General features: G+C 54.9%; 16 protein-coding genes. 1 reads left to right on the top strand and 15 read right to left on the bottom strand.

Annotated features, from left to right (window positions below; translation table 11 throughout):
- Nucleotides 1–175: 175 nt before the first annotated feature.
- The 14 genes from ABLU88_RS23790 to leuS form a co-directional block, all read right to left on the bottom strand.
- Nucleotides 176–1,129: a YbeF family transcriptional regulator gene (locus ABLU88_RS23790; RefSeq protein ID WP_046876568.1), complete on the bottom strand. Its 954-nt coding sequence runs from the start codon at nt 1,127–1,129 to the stop codon at nt 176–178.
- Between the two features lie 137 nt (nt 1,130–1,266).
- Entirely contained in the window at nt 1,267–1,911 is a 645-nt protein-coding gene (gene lipB, locus ABLU88_RS23785) for a lipoyl(octanoyl) transferase LipB (RefSeq protein WP_014228397.1), read from the bottom strand.
- A gap of 100 nt (nt 1,912–2,011) precedes the next feature.
- Nucleotides 2,012–2,275 (bottom strand): DUF493 family protein YbeD, encoded by a 264-nt coding sequence (gene ybeD, locus ABLU88_RS23780; protein ID WP_348838173.1) that lies wholly within the window; start codon nt 2,273–2,275, stop codon nt 2,012–2,014.
- A gap of 106 nt (nt 2,276–2,381) precedes the next feature.
- Nucleotides 2,382–3,581, bottom strand: a complete 1,200-nt coding sequence (gene dacA, locus ABLU88_RS23775) for a D-alanyl-D-alanine carboxypeptidase DacA (protein WP_014228398.1) — start codon at nt 3,579–3,581, stop codon at nt 2,382–2,384.
- Between the two features lie 143 nt (nt 3,582–3,724).
- Entirely contained in the window at nt 3,725–4,825 is a 1,101-nt protein-coding gene (gene rlpA, locus ABLU88_RS23770) for an endolytic peptidoglycan transglycosylase RlpA (RefSeq protein WP_025106399.1), read from the bottom strand.
- A gap of 10 nt (nt 4,826–4,835) precedes the next feature.
- A complete protein-coding gene (gene mrdB, locus ABLU88_RS23765; protein ID WP_004100156.1) occupies nt 4,836–5,948 on the bottom strand; it encodes a peptidoglycan glycosyltransferase MrdB in 1,113 nt (370 codons plus the stop codon).
- On the bottom strand, nt 5,948–7,849 hold the full coding sequence (gene mrdA, locus ABLU88_RS23760) for a peptidoglycan DD-transpeptidase MrdA (RefSeq protein WP_004130417.1): 1,902 nt from the start codon (nt 7,847–7,849) through the stop codon (nt 5,948–5,950). Before mrdA ends, mrdB begins: the two co-directional genes overlap by 1 nt.
- A 27-nt stretch (nt 7,850–7,876) precedes the next feature.
- Entirely contained in the window at nt 7,877–8,344 is a 468-nt protein-coding gene (rlmH, locus tag ABLU88_RS23755; protein ID WP_004100160.1) for a 23S rRNA (pseudouridine(1915)-N(3))-methyltransferase RlmH, read from the bottom strand.
- A gap of 3 nt (nt 8,345–8,347) precedes the next feature.
- Nucleotides 8,348–8,665, bottom strand: a complete 318-nt coding sequence (gene rsfS / locus ABLU88_RS23750; RefSeq protein ID WP_004100162.1) for a ribosome silencing factor — start codon at nt 8,663–8,665, stop codon at nt 8,348–8,350.
- 221 nt (nt 8,666–8,886) lie between these two features.
- A complete protein-coding gene (locus ABLU88_RS23745; protein WP_025106398.1) occupies nt 8,887–9,516 on the bottom strand; it encodes an adenosylcobalamin/alpha-ribazole phosphatase in 630 nt (209 codons plus the stop codon).
- 46 nt (nt 9,517–9,562) lie between these two features.
- On the bottom strand, nt 9,563–10,213 hold the full coding sequence (nadD, locus tag ABLU88_RS23740; protein WP_049084011.1) for a nicotinate-nucleotide adenylyltransferase: 651 nt from the start codon (nt 10,211–10,213) through the stop codon (nt 9,563–9,565).
- The gene (gene holA, locus ABLU88_RS23735; protein WP_032748700.1) at nt 10,206–11,237 is read right to left on the bottom strand and encodes a DNA polymerase III subunit delta; all 1,032 of its coding nucleotides are present in this window, start codon (nt 11,235–11,237) and stop codon (nt 10,206–10,208) included. Before holA ends, nadD begins: the two co-directional genes overlap by 8 nt.
- The gene (gene lptE / locus ABLU88_RS23730; protein WP_004130425.1) at nt 11,237–11,827 is read right to left on the bottom strand and encodes an LPS assembly lipoprotein LptE; all 591 of its coding nucleotides are present in this window, start codon (nt 11,825–11,827) and stop codon (nt 11,237–11,239) included. Before lptE ends, holA begins: the two co-directional genes overlap by 1 nt.
- 14 nt (nt 11,828–11,841) lie before the next feature.
- A complete protein-coding gene (leuS, locus tag ABLU88_RS23725; RefSeq protein ID WP_109240894.1) occupies nt 11,842–14,424 on the bottom strand; it encodes a leucine--tRNA ligase in 2,583 nt (860 codons plus the stop codon).
- A 226-nt stretch (nt 14,425–14,650) separates the two neighbouring features.
- On the opposite strand from leuS, the gene ABLU88_RS23720 reads away from it, so the two are divergent.
- On the top strand, nt 14,651–15,133 hold the full coding sequence (locus ABLU88_RS23720; RefSeq protein WP_014228404.1) for a zinc ribbon-containing protein: 483 nt from the start codon (nt 14,651–14,653) through the stop codon (nt 15,131–15,133).
- Between the two features lie 198 nt (nt 15,134–15,331).
- Here the strand turns inward: ABLU88_RS23720 and ABLU88_RS23715 are convergent, their stop codons facing one another.
- Nucleotides 15,332–17,119 carry a filamentous hemagglutinin N-terminal domain-containing protein gene (locus ABLU88_RS23715; protein WP_348838165.1) on the bottom strand — a complete coding sequence of 596 codons (1,788 nt, stop codon included), beginning with the start codon at nt 17,117–17,119 and terminating at the stop codon, nt 15,332–15,334.

Genomic DNA, 17,119 nt, shown 5'->3' with positions numbered 1-17,119 from the left:
CCAGTTGCGAGTGACGAAGGAAAGCGAATCAATTCAAGTAAATGTTGCATTTATCAACTATTTTTGAATTAAACGCAGGCAGTATATCATTGATACGGGGCATAAAGCAGCCTGCTGGCCGGGCAAATTGTAAAATAGTTGTTGTTTTATGCTTTTCCCTCTCGTGCCTTATCGGCTAAAAAGCCTGACGAATCGTCTCTACGATCTCTTTCAGCAAGGGCTCCTGCGCGCTGAGCTTGTTATAGTGCAGCGCAATATCAATTTTTTCTTCCCGCAGCGGCGGGAAATCGAGCATCTTTAAGGGCCAAATCTTCTCGACCAGGGAAAACATTCCGGAAGTGATTAGCCCCAGCATATCGCTGTCGTTGACCAGGGCTGCTTGAGTTAACAGATTGTAGCTGCTGAAACCATAGCGGCGTTCGCCGAGATGCTCCTCCAGGTGACGCAGGATTGTCGTATAGCGCTGGCCTTCGGGCTGCAGGAGAGCGAATTCATATTGGCTCAGGTTTGCTGAGTTTGCGGGGAGCGCGAGGACCGGATGCCCTGCCCGGCAGAAGATATGTACGCTATCCTGAAATAGCACATGGTGCGTAATCGCCTGCCCGCTGTGGGGGAAGCTATCGACCAGCAGGTCAACCTGACGCTGGTTTAACTGGCTGGCCGCGTCGGTAATGGCGACGTTGTGCAGCAAAATCTGGGGAAAGACGCTCCGCAGCTTTTTGGTGATAACCGGCATGATCAACGCGCCGATAGCCGGGGAGGTGGCAACGGTTATTACCCGTTCCCGCTGCGTATTGCCGGTTAAATCCAGGGCGTTGAGAAACGCCTCCATCCCCTGGCTGATATGCTTATGCAGATGCGTGGCGTAGGCCGTTGGCGTCACGCCCTGGCCCTTGCGAATAAAGAGCGGGTCAGGGAAGAGGGCACGCAGTTTGTTCAGGGACTGACTAATCGCCGACGGCGTGATATTCAGTATTTTTGCCGCGTTGACGATACCGTTATGGACGTAAACAGCTTCAAAAATAGTGAGTAAATTGAGGTCTATGTTGCGCAAAATGCGAAACATCTGCCGATCGTAGCGATCGTCAACTCGTTCGGTTGGTACGCTCTGAGCGTTATTTTCTTCCACTCTGTATTTCCGCTAGTGATGATTAGCACCATTATAGCGGCCACAATTATTTTATTAGTGATAATTGATTGCAAAAATAAAGGCTTAATCGCGCCTGAGGGATAAATGTGACGTCCCGCAGTAGCGGGACGTGATGGCTAGCGGCCTTGAAGATATTCCGCGGGTGGATCGTTGAGCAACGCCAGCAGATTGGCGGCCAGGCGTGGAGACACGGTCTCCGTACGGGCATCGGGCAGCCACTGGCGCATCTGGGTCATCTCCATTCCGGCATAACCGCAGGGGTTAATCCTCAGGAACGGTGACAGATCCATGTTGATATTCAGCGCCAGGCCGTGGAATGAGCAGCCTTTGCGAATGCGCAAGCCCAGGGAGCAGATTTTTCGATCGCCCACGTAGACGCCGGGGGCGTCGGCTCGCGGGTGCGATTCAATACCGTACTCCGCCAGGGTATTCACAACGGTTTGCTCTAACAGCGTAACCAGCTCACGTACGCCCAGCTTGCGCCGTTTCAGGTTCAGCAGAACGTACATCACCTGCTGTCCGGGACCATGATAGGTGACCTGTCCGCCGCGATCGCTCTGAATAACGGGGATCTCGCCGGGAACCAGAACATGTTCGGCCTTTCCGGCCTGACCCTGTGTGAACACCGGGTAATGCTCTACCAGCCAGATTTCATCCAGCGTGGCATCGTCGCGGGTGTCGGTAAATTCATGCATTGCCTGCGAGACAGGTTCGTAAGGTTGCAGGCCGAGTTGGCGGATGAGGATTTTATTGTGCTGCAAAACAACGTCTCCGCAGAGAGAGAATGATTTGAGTGGGGCAGTATATCACAGCGAGAAAGCGAGAATGACCCGGCGTGGATGCCGGGTCAGGGGAAGAGATTTACAGCACCATCCGAACGATTTCAATATTGCCCAGCTCTTCGTAGAGGGTTTCTACCTGCTCAATATGGGTTGCATTGATGGTAATAGAGACAGAGTGGTAGTTGCCTTTGCTGCTGGGTTTTACCGTCGGAGAGTAATCACCTGGTGCATGGCGCTGTACCACTTCAACCACCTGGTCAACCAGCTCCGGCAACGCCTGTCCCATTACTTTGTAAGTAAATGATGTAGGGAATTCAAGCAGTTCGTTAAGTTTGGTTTTCATGTCAGCTCCGGTGTTACAACAAAAAATAATAACTCCCACGACGTGTGGGAGTTATCAGGATACCTAGTATATGGGGATGTAAATCACACTTTCAAGTGGTCGATTTTTAACCAAACCAGTGATGGAACATTAATTTAATGTAATCAATGATTTTACCGAAGAAATTGCCTTCCGGGATTTCCTGCAGTACGACCAGCGGGCGCTGATCGATCGTTTTGCCATCCAGCTGGAAGTTAATGGTGCCTACCACCTGATTTTTCTGCAGCGGCGCGTGCAGCTCAGCGTTATTCAGCACGTAGCTGGCTTTCAGATCTTTCATGCGACCGCGCGGGATAGTCAGATAAACATCTTTATCCACGCCGAGCGAGGCGCGATCGGTATCGCCAAACCAGGCGGGCTCAGAAGCGAACTCTTTACCGGCTTTAATCGGATTAACGGTTTCAAAGAAGCGGAAGCCCCAGGTCAGCAGCTTTTTGCTTTCAGACTCGCGGCCTTTGTAGGTGCGGCCGCCCATCACGGCGGAGATCAGGCGCATCTGGCCTTCGGTTGCCGACGCCACGAGGTTATAGCCCGCTTTGTCAGTATGGCCGGTTTTAATCCCGTCGACGTTCAGGCTGTTATCCCACAGCAGCCCGTTGCGGTTGAGCTGACGAATACCGTTGAAGGTAAACTCTTTTTCTTTATAGATGGTGTATTCATTCGGGACATCGCGGATCAGCGCCTGGCCGATAAGCGCCATGTCGCGCGCGGAGCTGAACTGACCATCGGCATCCAGGCCGTGTACGGTCTGGAAGTGGGTGTTTTTCAGACCAAGGGCGTTAACGTAGTTGTTCATCAGGCTGACGAAGGCATCCTGGCTGCCGGCGACGTAGTCGGCCATCGCCACGCAGGCGTCGTTGCCGGACTGCAGGTTGATGCCGCGGATCAGCTGCGAAACCGGCACTTGCATACCCGGTTTAAGGAACATCAGCGAGGAGCCTTTAAAGACCGGGTTGCCGGTCGCCCACGCGTCGTTACCCACGGTGACCAGATCGGACTCTTTAAACTTGCCCGCTTTCATGGCCTGACCAATCACGTAGCTGGTCATCATTTTGGTCAGGCTCGCCGGGTCGCGGCGGGAGTCGGCGTTGTTTTCTGCCAGGACTTTGCCTGAGTTGTAATCGATAAGAATCCAGGATTCGGCGTCAATCTGCGGGGCGCCTGGGATCATCGTTTTGATATTCAGGTCATCGGCGCGGGCAGCGGAGGACAGCGCTGCCACGGAGAGCGCCGTAACGAGTAAGCGAGCGGTAAAAGAGGTCTTCATGGTCTGAACAACGGCATCCGTGATGGAGTTAAAAAAAGTGCCTTACTATAACAAACGCACTACGAACCAGCATCCGACATTGCGCACGACTTTGTTAATGACTTTGTCATGCGCAACGAGCAGGGGAGGCGGGTGCGATGCCTTTAGTTGGCGCGAGTAATAAATGACTGCAGCTGAGCTTCGCTTTGCAGACGCTGTTGAATCGTGCTGGCCTGCGCTTTGCTGCTGAATGGGCCGAGCTGAATACGCCATACCGCGCCGTTTTGCGTGACGCGGCCCGGGACGGAAAATTGCTGACTCAGACGCTGCTGGTACTGCTGCGCGCGGGCCTGGTCGCTGACGGCGCCGACCTGTACGACGAAATCGCCGCTGGCGCTGGCCGCTGCGGCAGGCGCTACGGCAGCGGTGGCGGCCACGGCGGGTGCAACGCTGCCTTGTACTGAACCCGGGGCGGTCACCGGCGCGCTCTGAACGACAGGCTCGCTGCCTTCCAGCACGCCATTATTCAGCGGCGTCGGGGCGCCGAGGAAACCGCCGCTGTTGACCGGCGCGCCGGTGGCGTCTTCCGGCTTCAGCGTTGAATTACTGATGGCGTGCACGTCAGTTTGCGCGGGTTGACTCATTGCCGCGCCGCTGTCGCCGTCAAGATTCGGGCGGGCGGGCAGCGCGTAGGTCTGTTTGGCTACGGTGGTACAGGCCATACCCGGACCGGAAAGCGAGCCGTCCGGTGCGACGACGATCGGGTCGATGCGCACTTTGGTATTGTTCGAGGTATTCAGACGATCGGCTGAGGCGCGGGACAGTGAAATCACGCGATCGTTACCGTAAGGCCCGCGATCGTTGATGCGCACGACGATCATGCGGCCGTTCGCCAGGTTGGTGATCCGCGCGTAGCTTGGGATCGGCAGCGTAGGATGGGCCGCGGTAAGCTGCGTGGGATCGAACGCTTCTCCCGATGCGGTCAGATTGCTGTTAGGCTCGGCGTCGTAGATGGCTGCGAAGCCTGCCTGGGTGAAGTTAGACGGATCCTGGACGATTTTGTAGCTTTTGCCGTCGCGTTCATAATCCTGATTCGCCGTGGCGTTAGGCGTTTCGTACTGCGGATCGGCGCCGCTAATCTCCACCGTTGGGCCATTGCAAACGGCCGGCTGTGGAGTGCTGACCGTTTTCTGTTGAACGTCTTCACTCGAACATGCCGCCAGCAGCCCTGCTGCTATGCAGATCCCCAGCCATTGCTTACGCATCGCGAACCCCTTACACGCTTTTCGACAACATTTTTCTGTGAGTATGGATCGACATGACGATACCAAACCCGGCCATCAATACGATTAGGGCAGAGCCCCCGTAGCTGACCAGCGGCAAAGGTACCCCCACCACCGGTAAAATACCACTTACCATACCAATATTTACGAAGACATAAACGAATAAAATCAACATTAAACCACCGGCCATCACCCGGCCAAAGGTGGTTTGCGCCTGGGCGGCAATCCACAACCCGCGCATAATCAGCAGAATATAGAGCGCCAGCAGAATCAGCACGCCGATCAGCCCCAGCTCTTCCGCCAGGACGGCAAAGATAAAGTCGGTATGGCGCTCAGGCAGAAACTCCAGCTGCGACTGGGTTCCGTGTAGCCAGCCTTTTCCACGCAGTCCGCCGGAGCCGATGGCGATTTTTGACTGAATAATGTGGTAACCCGCGCCGAGCGGATCGGTTTCCGGGTCGAGCAGCATCATTACGCGCTGGCGCTGATAATCATGCATCAGGAAGAACCAGAGGATGGGAATAAAGGCGGCGACCAGCACCACGGCAATACCAATCAGACGCCAGCTCAGGCCAGACAGAAAGAGGACAAACAGACCGGACAGGGCGACCAGAATCGAGGTCCCGAGGTCAGGCTGCGCGGCGACCAGCAGCGTAGGCAGGAAAATCAGCACCAGCGCGATAGCGGTATTTTTCAGCGATGGCGGGCAAACGTCGCGGTTGATAAAGCGCGCCACCATCAGCGGTACGGCTATTTTGGCGATTTCCGACGGCTGGAAACGGACGATGCCGAGATCCAGCCAGCGCTGCGCCCCTTTGGAGATGGCGCCGAAGGCGTCAACCGCCACCAGCAGGATAATACAAAAGATATAGAGATAGGGCGCCCAGCCTTCATAGACCCGCGGCGGGATTTGCGCCATGACGATCATGATAACAATCCCCATGGCGATCTGGCCGATTTTGCGCTCCATCATGCCCATGTCCTGACCGCTGGCGCTCCAGATCACCAGCGCGCTGTAGGTCAGCAGCGCCAGCAGGATAAGCAGCATGGTGGGGTCGAGGTGGATTTTATCCCATAGCGATTTTTTATTCGGATTATCAGTCATTATTGATCCTCCCCAGCCGTTACCGCCGGGTTTTCACTCGGCAGATTGGTGTTGTTATCACCCAGCATTATATGATCGAGAATCTGACGCATAATGGTACCGACTGCCGGACCTGCGCCACCGTTCTCAAGAATAATCGCCACGGCAACCTGGGGGTTGTTGTAAGGGGCAAACGCCGTCATCAGTTTATGGTCACGCAGGCGTTCAGCGATTCTGTGCGCGTTATAGGTTTCATTGGCTTTCAGGCCGAAGACCTGAGCGGTACCCGATTTGGCCGCAATTTTATACGGCGCGCTGGCGAAGTATTTATGCGCGGTACCGTTGCCGCGGTTGGCTACGCCAAACATCCCGTCTTTGGCGATTTCCCAAAAACCGGAGTGAATATCGCCGACCGGCGGTTCATGCGGCTGAACCCACGGCACCGGTTTGCCGTCCTCCACCGTGCTCTGCAGCAGGTGCGGTACTTTAACCACGCCGTCGTTAATCAGGATCATCAGCGCCTTGTTCATCTGGATAGGCGTCGCTGTCCAGTAGCCCTGTCCGATGCCGACCGGGATAGTATCGCCCTGGTACCACGGTTTCTTGAAGCGCTTGAGCTTCCATTCGCGGGTCGGCATATTGCCGGAGCGCTCTTCCGCCAGGTCAACGCCGGTATAGTGGCCATAGCCGAATTTGCCCATCCACTCCGACAGGCGATCGATGCCCATGTCGTAGGCGACCTGGTAGAAGTAGGTGTCGGCCGACTCCTCCAGCGCTTTGGTGACGTTCAGATGGCCGTGGCCCCACTTTTTCCAGTCGCGGTAGCGTTTATCCGAGCCGGGAAGCTGCCACCAGCCGGGGTCAAACAGGCTGGTGTTGCGGGTAATAACCCCGGCGCTGAGCGCCGAGACGGCCACGTATGGCTTAACCGTCGACGCCGGTGGGTAAACGCCCTGAGTCGCGCGGTTAACCAGCGGCGTATTGGGATCGTTGAGGAGTCCGGAGTAGTCTTTGCTGGAAATACCGTCAACGAACAGGTTGGGATCGTAGCTTGGCGTCGAGACCAGCGCGAGGATTGCGCCAGTGCGCGGGTCGGTGACTACGACCGCCGCGCGGCTGCCGGCCAGCAGCGTTTCAATGTACTGCTGTAGCTTCAGGTCGAGCGTTAAATAGATATCGCGCCCGGCCTGCGGCGGGACCTCTTTCAGCTGGCGAATCACGCGGCCACGGTTGTTCACTTCAACCTCTTCATAGCCGGTTTGCCCGTGCAGGACATCTTCGTAATAGCGCTCGATGCCCAGCTTGCCGATATCGTGCGTGGAGGCGTAGTTAGCCAGCTTCCCCTCTTTATCCAGGCGATCGACGTCTTTATCGTTAATTTTAGAGACGTAGCCGATAACGTGGGTCAGGGCGGAGTTATAGGGATAGTAGCGGCGCTTATAGCCTTTGACTTCCACGCCGGGAAAACGGTACTGGTTCACTGCGAAACGGGCGACCTGCACTTCGCTGAGGTTAACTTTCACCGGAATAGAGGTAAAGCGGTGCGAGCGGGCGCGCTCTTTTTTAAAGTTCGCCACATCGTCATCGGTGAGGTCGATAACATCGCGCAGCGCATCCAGCGTTTGCTGAACGTTGTCGACCTTCTCCGGCATCATCTCCAGCTGGTAAATCGTACGGTTGAGCGCCAGCGGCGTGCCGTTGCGATCGTAGATAATGCCGCGGCTCGGCGGAATCGGGACCAGCTTGATGCGGTTTTCGTTTGAACGCGTTTGATAGTCGGTGTAACGCACAATTTGCACGTTATAAAGGTTGGCGATCAGTACGCCGGTAAGCAGCAAAATCCCCAAAAAAGCGACCAGCGCCCGGCGCACGAACAGCGAGGATTCAGCCGTATAGTCGCGGAAAGAATTCTGTAATTTCATTCGCTGCTTAGTCTACCCTGGTCATCATTACTCACGGTGGTAAGGGTGGTTGGTGGTAATGCTCCACGCCCGATACAGACTCTCGGCCACCAGTACGCGAACCAGCGGGTGAGGTAGGGTGAGCGTTGAGAGCGACCAACTTTGTTCCGCCGCCGCTTTGCAGGCGGGTGAAAGGCCTTCCGGGCCGCCGATAAGCAGGCTAACGTCGCGGCCATCCTGTTTCCAGCGTTCCAGTTCGCGCGCCAGCTGCGGCGTATCCCAAGGTTTCCCCGGAATATCCAGGGTGACGATGCGGTTTTTGCCTGCAGCCGCCAGCATCATTTCACCTTCTTTTTCGAGAATGCGCTTGATGTCGGCGTTTTTGCCGCGTTTACCGGCGGGAATTTCCACCAGTTCGAACGGCATATCCTTTGGAAAACGGCGCAGATATTCGCTAAAGCCGGTCTGAACCCAGTCCGGCATTTTGGTGCCAACGGCTACCAGGTGCAGCTTCACGCGCTAACTCCAGAGTTTTTCCAGCTCGTACAGACGACGGCTCTCTTCCTGCATAACGTGAACCATAACGTCGCCGAGATCGACCACGATCCAGTCCGCGGCGGCTTCGCCTTCAACGCCCAGCGGCAGCATCCCGGCGGCGCGAGACTCCTGCACAACGTGGTCGGCAATGGACATAACATGGCGCGTGGAAGTGCCTGTGCAGATAACCATGCAATCTGTAATGCTGGATTTGCCATGAACGTCAATGGCTACGATGTCCTGACCTTTCAGGTCATCAATTTTGTCGATAACAAAATCCTGGAGTGCTTTACCCTGCAAGAGTTCCCCCTGGGTGTGTGAAGAGTGATAACAATAAACAGCCTGACAGTATACCCGAACTGTTGGCGAAGTCGGGATAAATGTCGATAAACGGGCGGTGAAGGCGGCTATCATCCCATCCATCGCCGATGATTGCATCGCCATTTTTGTAAAACAATTTCTGCAAAGTTCAAATGGCGGATGCAGCCTGGCTGCGGAGAATAACAGCCTGCTTTGCACTGTCAATGGTCTGCGCGCAATTCTTCTTCCGCCAGCCAAACGGCCCGGCTATTTAGTACGCGCAGCGTGGTGAAATCAGGCTGGAGATCGACAAGGCTCCACGCGCCATGCTCGATGGGGAAGTGCCACATCGCCGAATCCGGCATGTTCAGAAGTTGCGCGACTAAGAGGCTAAGCACGCCCTGATGACCGACGATAAGCAGATGGTCAAGTTCCCGAAACTGAGAGAGGGTGACGGTAAAGCCGCGGACGCGTTCGGCAAACGCCTGGAAGCCCTCCCCGTTGGTGGGCGCCGCGTGCTGCCAGTCGGCGCACCATGCGGCGTAGTTTTCGGCATCTTCCTGCTGTAAATCGCGGTGGTGGCGCATTTCCCAGTCGCCGAAGAACATTTCATTGAGCGCGGCGAAGGACTGGCGGGGGACGTCACGGTCGCCCAGCAGGAGGCTGGCCGTGCGCTGGGTGCGCTCAAGCTCACTGCAAAACGCGCGCTGAAACGGAACGGCCCGCAGCCGCTTTCCCAGCGTTTGCGCTTGTTTGATTCCGCGCTCGGTTAACGCAGTGGGCGCATGCCCGCTATAGAGGCCCGCGACGTTGGCCTCGGTTTCGCCATGACGAACTAACCATAACTTCATGATGACCCTCTCGAAAGGAGTCTATGAGACTGTCCTTGTGGCAAGGCTAGCAGTAGAGCTTCTGCTCATGGATATAGTCGAGTACGGTTTCCGGCAGCATGTCCGCGCAGGATTCGCCGGATTCAAGACGCTGGCGAATCAGGGTGGCTGAGATATCAAACCACGGCGTTTCGGCCAGGTAGATAACCCCCGCCGGGCTGCTATGCATCCGCTCTACGTCATGAGTGAGATGTTTGTCCAGCCACTGCTGCTCCTGCTCGCACGCCATGGTCAGCGGATAGCCCGGGCGCCGGCAAACGATCAGATGCACGTTATCAAGAATGCTTTCATAGTCGTGCCAGGTGGTAAAGGTGAGCAGCGAATCCTGGCCAATAATAAACGCCAGCGACCGTTTTGGCCCTTGCTCCTGGCGCCACTCGCGCAGGGTTTGCGCGGAGTATGACGGCGTGTCGCGCTTGAGTTCGCGATCGTCGAGGATAAACAGCGGCTTATCCGCGATGGCCAGCTCCAGCATATGCCTGCGTTGGTCGCTGGTGGCTTCGGGCTGCGGGCGGTGCGGCGGCACGTTGTTGGGCACGATGGTGACTTGATTAAGGCCAATCTGGTTGGCCAGAATTTCCACCGGTTTAAGGTGACCATAATGCACCGGATCGAAGGTGCCGCCGTACATTGCCAGTAACTGAGTCATATCAACCATCAATAAAAACGTCTGCCAGCGCTTTATGGCAGAGCAATAAAGAGAGACTTTCCAGCTCGGGCCATACGGAGTGCCCGTAATCCTGCTTGAAGGTGAGTTCGGCACGGGTCAGCAACGTGACGGCCTGGCGCAGCTGGTCGGCGCTGAGGCGGGCCAGCGCATCGCTAACCAACTGGCGGCGGTTCTGCCACACGCGATGTTTGTCAAACAGCGAACGCAGCGGCGTATGGGCCGACTGCCGCTTCAGGTTGACCAGCAGCAGCAGCTCGCGCTGTAGGGTGCGCAGCAGGATAGCGGGCTCGCTGCCTTCCAGACGCAGCTGTTGCAGAACGTGGAGTACGCGCTTACTTTTCCCGGCCAGCAGCGCATCAACCCAGTGATAGGGGGTGAAATGCGCGGCATCATTCACCGCCTGCTCAACCCGCGGCAGCGTCAGTTTACCGTCCGGCCACAGCAGCGACAGACGCTCCAGAGCCTGCGCCAGCGCCAGAAGATTACCTTCATAGCAGTAGCACAGCAGCTGACTGGCCGCGTCATCAAGCTGCAGATTATTCTGCTTTGCGCGCGCGGCGAGCCAGCGCGGCAGCTGGGCATATTCCGGCGTCTGGCAGCTTACCTGCACCGCCCGGCTGGTCAGCGCCGTCATCCATGCGGCGTTCTCCTGCGCTTTCGTCAGCTTATTACCGCGAACGATGAGCAATAAATCGTCATGCAGCATGCCGACAAGCGTCGCGAGCTGTTCGTTAATTGCCGCATTAGGGCCATTATCGGGCAGGATGAGCAGCAGCGTCTGGCGGCTGGAAAACAGGCTCATGGCCTGGCTTAACGAGAAGAGGGCAGGCCAGTCGGTACTGGCATCAACGGTGGCGGTGTGATGTTCGATAAAGCCCTGGGCGGCCGCGGCTTCGCGGATGGCGTCCTGGCTTTCCTGCAACAGCAGCGGATCGTTGCCAAGCAGCAGATAGGCCGCGCGCAGCCCTTCAGTGAGCTGCGCGCGGAGCTGTTCCGGGTACAACCGAATCATCAGTTACCCAGCGTGGTGGAGACGCGATTGCCGGAGGTTGAAGCGGCTGGGGTCGTCGTGACCGGCTTCTCATCCTCTTTGGTGGCTTCGACATCCGCAACGTGTACGCTCGGCAGCTTACGGATCAGCTGCTCCGCGGCTTTGTCGTACATTTCCTGAACGATCATGTCCTGCTCGGCATCTTTCGCTAACGCCGCCTGCGGGTTATCGAAGAACGAGCGGTAGACTTTGGTCGTGATGGGATAGATATCATGGCCTGGGATCAGGACGCTGGCATTTACCGTCATCACCATCTGATATTCCGCAGTACGGCCGTCCTGGAAAATAGATGCTGTATCTTTCTGAATGGACGATGTCTCCAGACGCAGGGAAGGAATATCCTTGCGCAGGGTACTGCTATCGACCAGTTCAACGCCGTTCAGACGCAGCTGATTACGGACAGCACGACTTAATGGTCCATTGGGATCGCCCGACTGGAAGATCATGGTTTTCATTGCGGTCGGAACCTGCGTAGTGCTACGCAGGTGCCAGCCGCAACCGGCGGTGATTAACACCGCCAAAGATAACAACAATGTTGCCAGATATCGCACGCTTCCTCCTGCGCTTAGCCAACGACCAGATTGAGCAGTTTACCCGGAACGTAGATCACTTTACGTACGGTCACACCGTCGAGATATTTCGCGACCAGATGCTCCTGACCCGCGCGCTCACGAACCTGCTCTTCAGTTGCATCCACCGCAACGGTAATTTTACCACGAACTTTACCATTTACCTGGACCACGACCAGAGTCGTGTCTTCAACCATTGCGCTTTCATCAGCGACCGGCCACGGCGTGTTGTCAATATCGCCTTCGCCGCCCAGCTCCTGCCACAGGGTAAAGCTGGCGTGCGGGGTGAACGGATTGAGCATGCGAACCACGGCCAGCAGGGCCTCACGCATCAGCGCGCGATCCTGATCGTTTTCCTGCGGCGCTTTCGCCAGCTTGTTCATCAGCTCCATAATCGCCGCAATCGCGGTGTTGAAGGTCTGACGACGGCCGATGTCATCGGTCACTTTCGCGATGGTTTTGTGCACGTCGCGGCGCAGCGCTTTTTGATCTTCGCTGAGGCTGGCAACGTCCAGCGCAGGGGCTTCACCCAGGGTAGTGTGTTCGTAAACCAGTTTCCAGACGCGTTTCAGGAAGCGGTTCGCACCTTCCACGCCGGATTCCTGCCACTCCAGCGTCATGTCGGCCGGAGAAGCGAACATCATAAACAGGCGCACGGTGTCCGCGCCGTAGCGTTCCACCATCTCCTGCGGGTCGATGCCGTTGTTTTTCGACTTGGACATCTTGCTCATGCCGGTATAGACCAGCTCGCGACCCTGCGGATCGAAGGCTTTAACGATACGTCCTTTCTCGTCGCGCTCGGTGGTCGCCTCTTTCGGAGAGACCCAGTTACGCTCGCCGTTTTCGCCAACATAGTAGAAGGCATCTGCCAGCACCATGCCCTGGCAAAGCAGCTGTTTAGCCGGTTCGTCAGAGTTCACCATGCCCGCGTCGCGCATCAGCTTGTGGAAGAAGCGGAAATAGAGCAGGTGCATAATGGCGTGTTCGATACCGCCGATATAGATATCGACCGGCAGCCAGTAGTTGGCCGCTTCGGGGTCGAGCATACCCTGGTCATACTGCGGGCAGGTGTAGCGCGCGTAGTACCAGGAAGACTCCATAAAGGTGTCAAACGTATCGGTTTCGCGCAGTGCCGGCTGGCCGTTAACGGTGGTTTTCGCCCACTCAGGATCGGCTTTGATTGGGCTGGTGATGCCGTCCATCACAACGTCTTCCGGCAGAATAACCGGCAGCTGATCTTCCGGCGTCGGCATCACGGTACCGTCTTCAAGGGTCACCATTGGGATCGGCGCACCCCAGTAGCGCTGACGGGAAACGCCCCAGTCGCGCAGACGGTAGTTCACTTTACGTTCGCCGACGCCAAGAGACGCGAGCTTATCCGCGATGGCATTAAAGCCAGCTTCGTGATCCAGACCGTCGAATTCGCCGGAGTTGAACAGCACGCCTTTTTCGGTCAGCGCCTGTTCGGAGAGATCGGGTTCGGAGCCATCAGCGGCCAGGATGACCGGCTTGATGTTGAGACCGTACTTGCTGGCAAACTCGTAGTCGCGCTGATCGTGACCCGGAACGGCCATCACCGCGCCGGTGCCGTACTCCATCAGCACAAAGTTTGCCGCCCATACCGGGATCGCTTCGCCGGTCAGCGGGTGAATCGCTTTGTAGCCAGTATCGACGCCTTTTTTCTCCATGGTTGCCATTTCGGCTTCGGCAACTTTGGTATTACGGCATTCGTCGATAAACGTCGCCAGCGCGGAGTTATTGGCTGCTGCCTGCTGCGCCAGCGGGTGACCCGCAGCGACGGCCAGGTAGGTACAGCCCATAAAGGTGTCCGGGCGGGTGGTATAAACGGTCAGCATGTCGGCGTAGTCGTTAACGTCGAAGGAGATTTCGACGCCTTCGGAGCGGCCAATCCAGTTGCGCTGCATGGTTTTAACGGTATCAGGCCAGTGATCCAGGTTATCCAGATCGTTCAGCAGCTCGTCAGCGTAGGCGGTGATTTTGATAAACCACTGCGGGATCTCTTTACGCTCAACTTTTGTGTCGCAGCGCCAGCAGCAGCCGTCGATAACCTGTTCATTCGCCAGAACGGTCTGATCGTTCGGGCACCAGTTTACCGCGGAGGTTTTTTTATAGACCAGCCCCTTTTTATACAGCTCGGTGAAGAACTTCTGCTCCCAGCGGTAGTATTCCGGGGTGCAGGTTGCCACTTCACGGCTCCAGTCATAGCCGAAGCCCAGCTTTTTCAGCTGGTTTTTCATGTAGGCGATATTGTCGTAGGTCCACGGGGCCGGAGCGGTGTTGTTTTTCACCGCGGCGCCTTCCGCAGGCAGACCAAACGCATCCCAGCCGATAGGCTGCAGAACATTTTTGCCCAACATACGCTGGTAACGGGAAATCACGTCGCCGATGGTATAGTTGCGCACGTGGCCCATGTGTAGTCGACCAGAAGGATAGGGAAGCATCGACAGGCAGTAATACTTCTCTTTGCTCTCGTCTTCGGTAACTTCAAAGGTACGCTTCTCGTCCCAGTGTTGCTGGACTTTTGATTCTATCTCTTCCGGGCGGTATTGCTCTTGCATGGCAGCCAGTGGTCCTGTTTTCAATACAGCTACAAAATGTAGCCAATGGATGTGTTATTTCAGATCGGCATAGCATAGCCCAAACGCCAACGTCAAAACAGCCTTTCACACACTTACAGAGATGAAAGCGGTGGAGAATATTTCGCGACTCTGTGGCTTGGCTGGCAGAGCAATCCGCAGATAACGTCTATCATAAGAAGAAGTTAACCACACCGGAGGCGAAAAGATGAACAAGGTTGCTCAATTCTACCGAGAGCTGGTGTCGACGCTCAGCGAGCGGTTACGCAATGGAGAACGCGATATTGATGCGCTGGTGGAGCAGGCCAGGGTCAAGATTAGCCAGTCCGGCGAGTTAACGCAGAGCGAAATCGAGAATGTTATCCGCGCTGTCAGACGCGATCTGGAAGAGTTCGCGCTCAGTTATGAAGAGAGTCAGGATGAGCTGACTGATAGCGTCTTTATGCGGGTGATCAAAGAGAGCCTGTGGCAGGAGCTGGCGGATATTACCGATAAAACTCAGCTTGAGTGGCGCGAGGTGTTCCAGGATCTCAGCCACCACGGCGTCTATCACAGCGGCGAAGTCGTGGGGCTCGGCAATCTGGTGTGTGAGAAGTGCCATTACCATCTGCCGGTTTATACGCCGGATGTGCTACCGCGTTGTCCAAAATGCGGGCACGATCAGTTCCAGCGCCGGCCATTCGAGCCGTAAATACGGGAGAGATATTTGCGGAGCCTTTACACTGGCGTTAAGCCAGCCCGAGGGCCAATATAAAGCGCGTTAATATATTGGCCTTCCTTTTAAAGGGCAGGCTAACCCTTCATCTGTATGCGTAAAAATGCTGGTGCCGAAGCACCAGCATTAACTTTCTTTTAAAAAAAGACGCGCATTTTCAATGATAACTTCATGTTAATTGATGGTGTTAATGGTCGCGCTCTTAAACTGCTGAGTGCCGCCCATTTCACTGGCGTATTTATGTGAGGAATTTAAAACCAGATTAGTCGTGGAAATCGTGCCTTTGCCACAGGTTGCCCACCCCAGGAAACCGCAGCGGTATCCTCCGTTAACCACTTTATTAACTGACATGGTTAAAGTGCCGCCAGCTCCTATGTGAGAACGGTTAGTAATATTACCGTGATTTCGTGTATCCAGCGTCATATTTGATGAGCTTAAAATTTCGCCTTCATTATAAAGCTCATGATAGGTTTTAACGCCAACATTATTCTGACCAACAATAGCCCCATAGTTGTGGGTGACATAGTTATCAATAGCTATCGTATCGGCTCCCATATAACCTTCATTTTTAAGCCAGTAGCTTTTTGTCGTCAGCGTATCAGTCGCTTCCATAAAGCTACCTTTGGTTAACGCCAGAGTACCATCGGTTTTTACGGTCACGTTGCCGCCGGAGGTGGTACCAGAATTGGTAATTTCCCCGGATGTTATCTGGTCATTTATTTTCGCCTGAACCAGCAGAGTATCGTAGCCAAAAATATTGCCAGTGACTTTAAGCGTGTCTCCTCCGAAGGTGACCGTTGTGTTTTTACCTCTGGTCGAGCCTCCGTTTTCAATGTTACCGGCGGCGGTGACTGTCAACTGATTATCTGAAAGTAAATTGGAACCATATGTCGTTTTCAGGTTACCGTTAGTCATTACGCTCAATGTGGAGGCCGCTTTGAATTTACCCGTATTTTCGATATTTCCGGATGCGTTGACTAATAAATTTCCTGTGCTGGAAATGGTTCCACTATTGCTTATCGAACTGAGGCTATTCAGTAAGGCGATATTATTCGAGGATATATTTCCCGTATTTTTAAAATTGCCTGCAGAGAGTACCTGAGTCATCATACCATTACTGGCGATAGAGCCTTCGTTGGTGAGTGAGCCAAAGCTGGTCAAAGAGAGGCTGGTGTTAGCAACAATAGCGCCTTTATTTCGAACGCCAAAACCTAAATTATTGCCAACCATTGTAATACTATTGGCTTTGATGCCGCCAAGATTACTAATGTCGATACTATATTCAGGGTAAACATACTGCCGTGCCGTTGCCGCTTTGCCCGCTGAGGTTATCGCGCCAGAGCCGTTATCAAAGGTGAAGTTTCCTGCGGCCACTATCGCGTTCGTAGCATTAACCGTACCGTTAATGGCTATCGCATCGGCGAGCAGAACCGCATAGCTATTACTGGCATCCATTCCATTCTTGTCGATGGACAGTTTACCCCCGATAACGTCATAACTGGCGATAGCGCCAGTATCAGAGAATGTTACCTTTCCTGTCGTTAAAATCGCCTTATTGGTGTTGATGAAACTACATCCTGAGCAGGAAATACCATTGGGGTTAGCAATAACCACATCAGCTCGCTGACCCGCAACTTCAATAAATCCATTCAGTGAGCTTGCACGGTTTGAGGTAACTTCGTTAAGAATAACAGAAGCACTACCATTAGTCAGATTGTTATTTTTAGCGATATTCCCCAACGTCGCATGGGAGAGATCGCTGGGGCTATTGTTCAGAACAACACCCTTACTATCAACATTAAACTCACGATACATATTATGTGAGACGCCGGCGGCATTGGGTTTTTCAATATCAATGACTTTGGCGCCTGATAAATGGGTGTAAGTTGTCGGGTCGGCATAAACAAAGCTTGAGCTCAATGCTGCTGCTAGCGCAACATAGGTTAAATTGAATTTAAACAT

Origin of the sequence: Klebsiella sp. GW_Kp182, from assembly GCF_040062275.1 — a bacterium.
Classification (GTDB): Bacteria; Pseudomonadota; Gammaproteobacteria; order Enterobacterales; family Enterobacteriaceae; genus Klebsiella; species Klebsiella michiganensis.
Note: the sequence above shows the minus strand (reverse complement) of the source record. Positions and strands in the feature narration are given on the sequence as shown.

What these genes read in the sequence shown, in the direction of transcription:
- ybeD (WP_348838173.1), bottom strand. Translation starts at nt 2,275, where the DNA reads ATGAAAACCAAACTTAACGAACTGCTTGAATTCCCTACATCATTTACT.
- dacA (WP_014228398.1), bottom strand. Translation starts at nt 3,581, where the DNA reads ATGAAGACCTCTTTTACCGCTCGCTTACTCGTTACGGCGCTCTCCGTG.
- rlpA (WP_025106399.1), bottom strand. Translation starts at nt 4,825, where the DNA reads ATGCGTAAGCAATGGCTGGGGATCTGCATAGCAGCAGGGCTGCTGGCG.
- mrdB (WP_004100156.1), bottom strand. Translation starts at nt 5,948, where the DNA reads ATGACTGATAATCCGAATAAAAAATCGCTATGGGATAAAATCCACCTC.
- mrdA (WP_004130417.1), bottom strand. Translation starts at nt 7,849, where the DNA reads ATGAAATTACAGAATTCTTTCCGCGACTATACGGCTGAATCCTCGCTG.
- ABLU88_RS23745 (WP_025106398.1), bottom strand. Translation starts at nt 9,516, where the DNA reads ATGAAGTTATGGTTAGTTCGTCATGGCGAAACCGAGGCCAACGTCGCG.
- nadD (WP_049084011.1), bottom strand. Translation starts at nt 10,213, where the DNA reads ATGGTTGATATGACTCAGTTACTGGCAATGTACGGCGGCACCTTCGAT.
- holA (WP_032748700.1), bottom strand. Translation starts at nt 11,237, where the DNA reads ATGATTCGGTTGTACCCGGAACAGCTCCGCGCGCAGCTCACTGAAGGG.
- leuS (WP_109240894.1), bottom strand. Translation starts at nt 14,424, where the DNA reads ATGCAAGAGCAATACCGCCCGGAAGAGATAGAATCAAAAGTCCAGCAA.
- ABLU88_RS23720 (WP_014228404.1), top strand. Translation starts at nt 14,651, where the DNA reads ATGAACAAGGTTGCTCAATTCTACCGAGAGCTGGTGTCGACGCTCAGC.
- ABLU88_RS23715 (WP_348838165.1), bottom strand. Translation starts at nt 17,119, where the DNA reads ATGTTTAAATTCAATTTAACCTATGTTGCGCTAGCAGCAGCATTGAGC.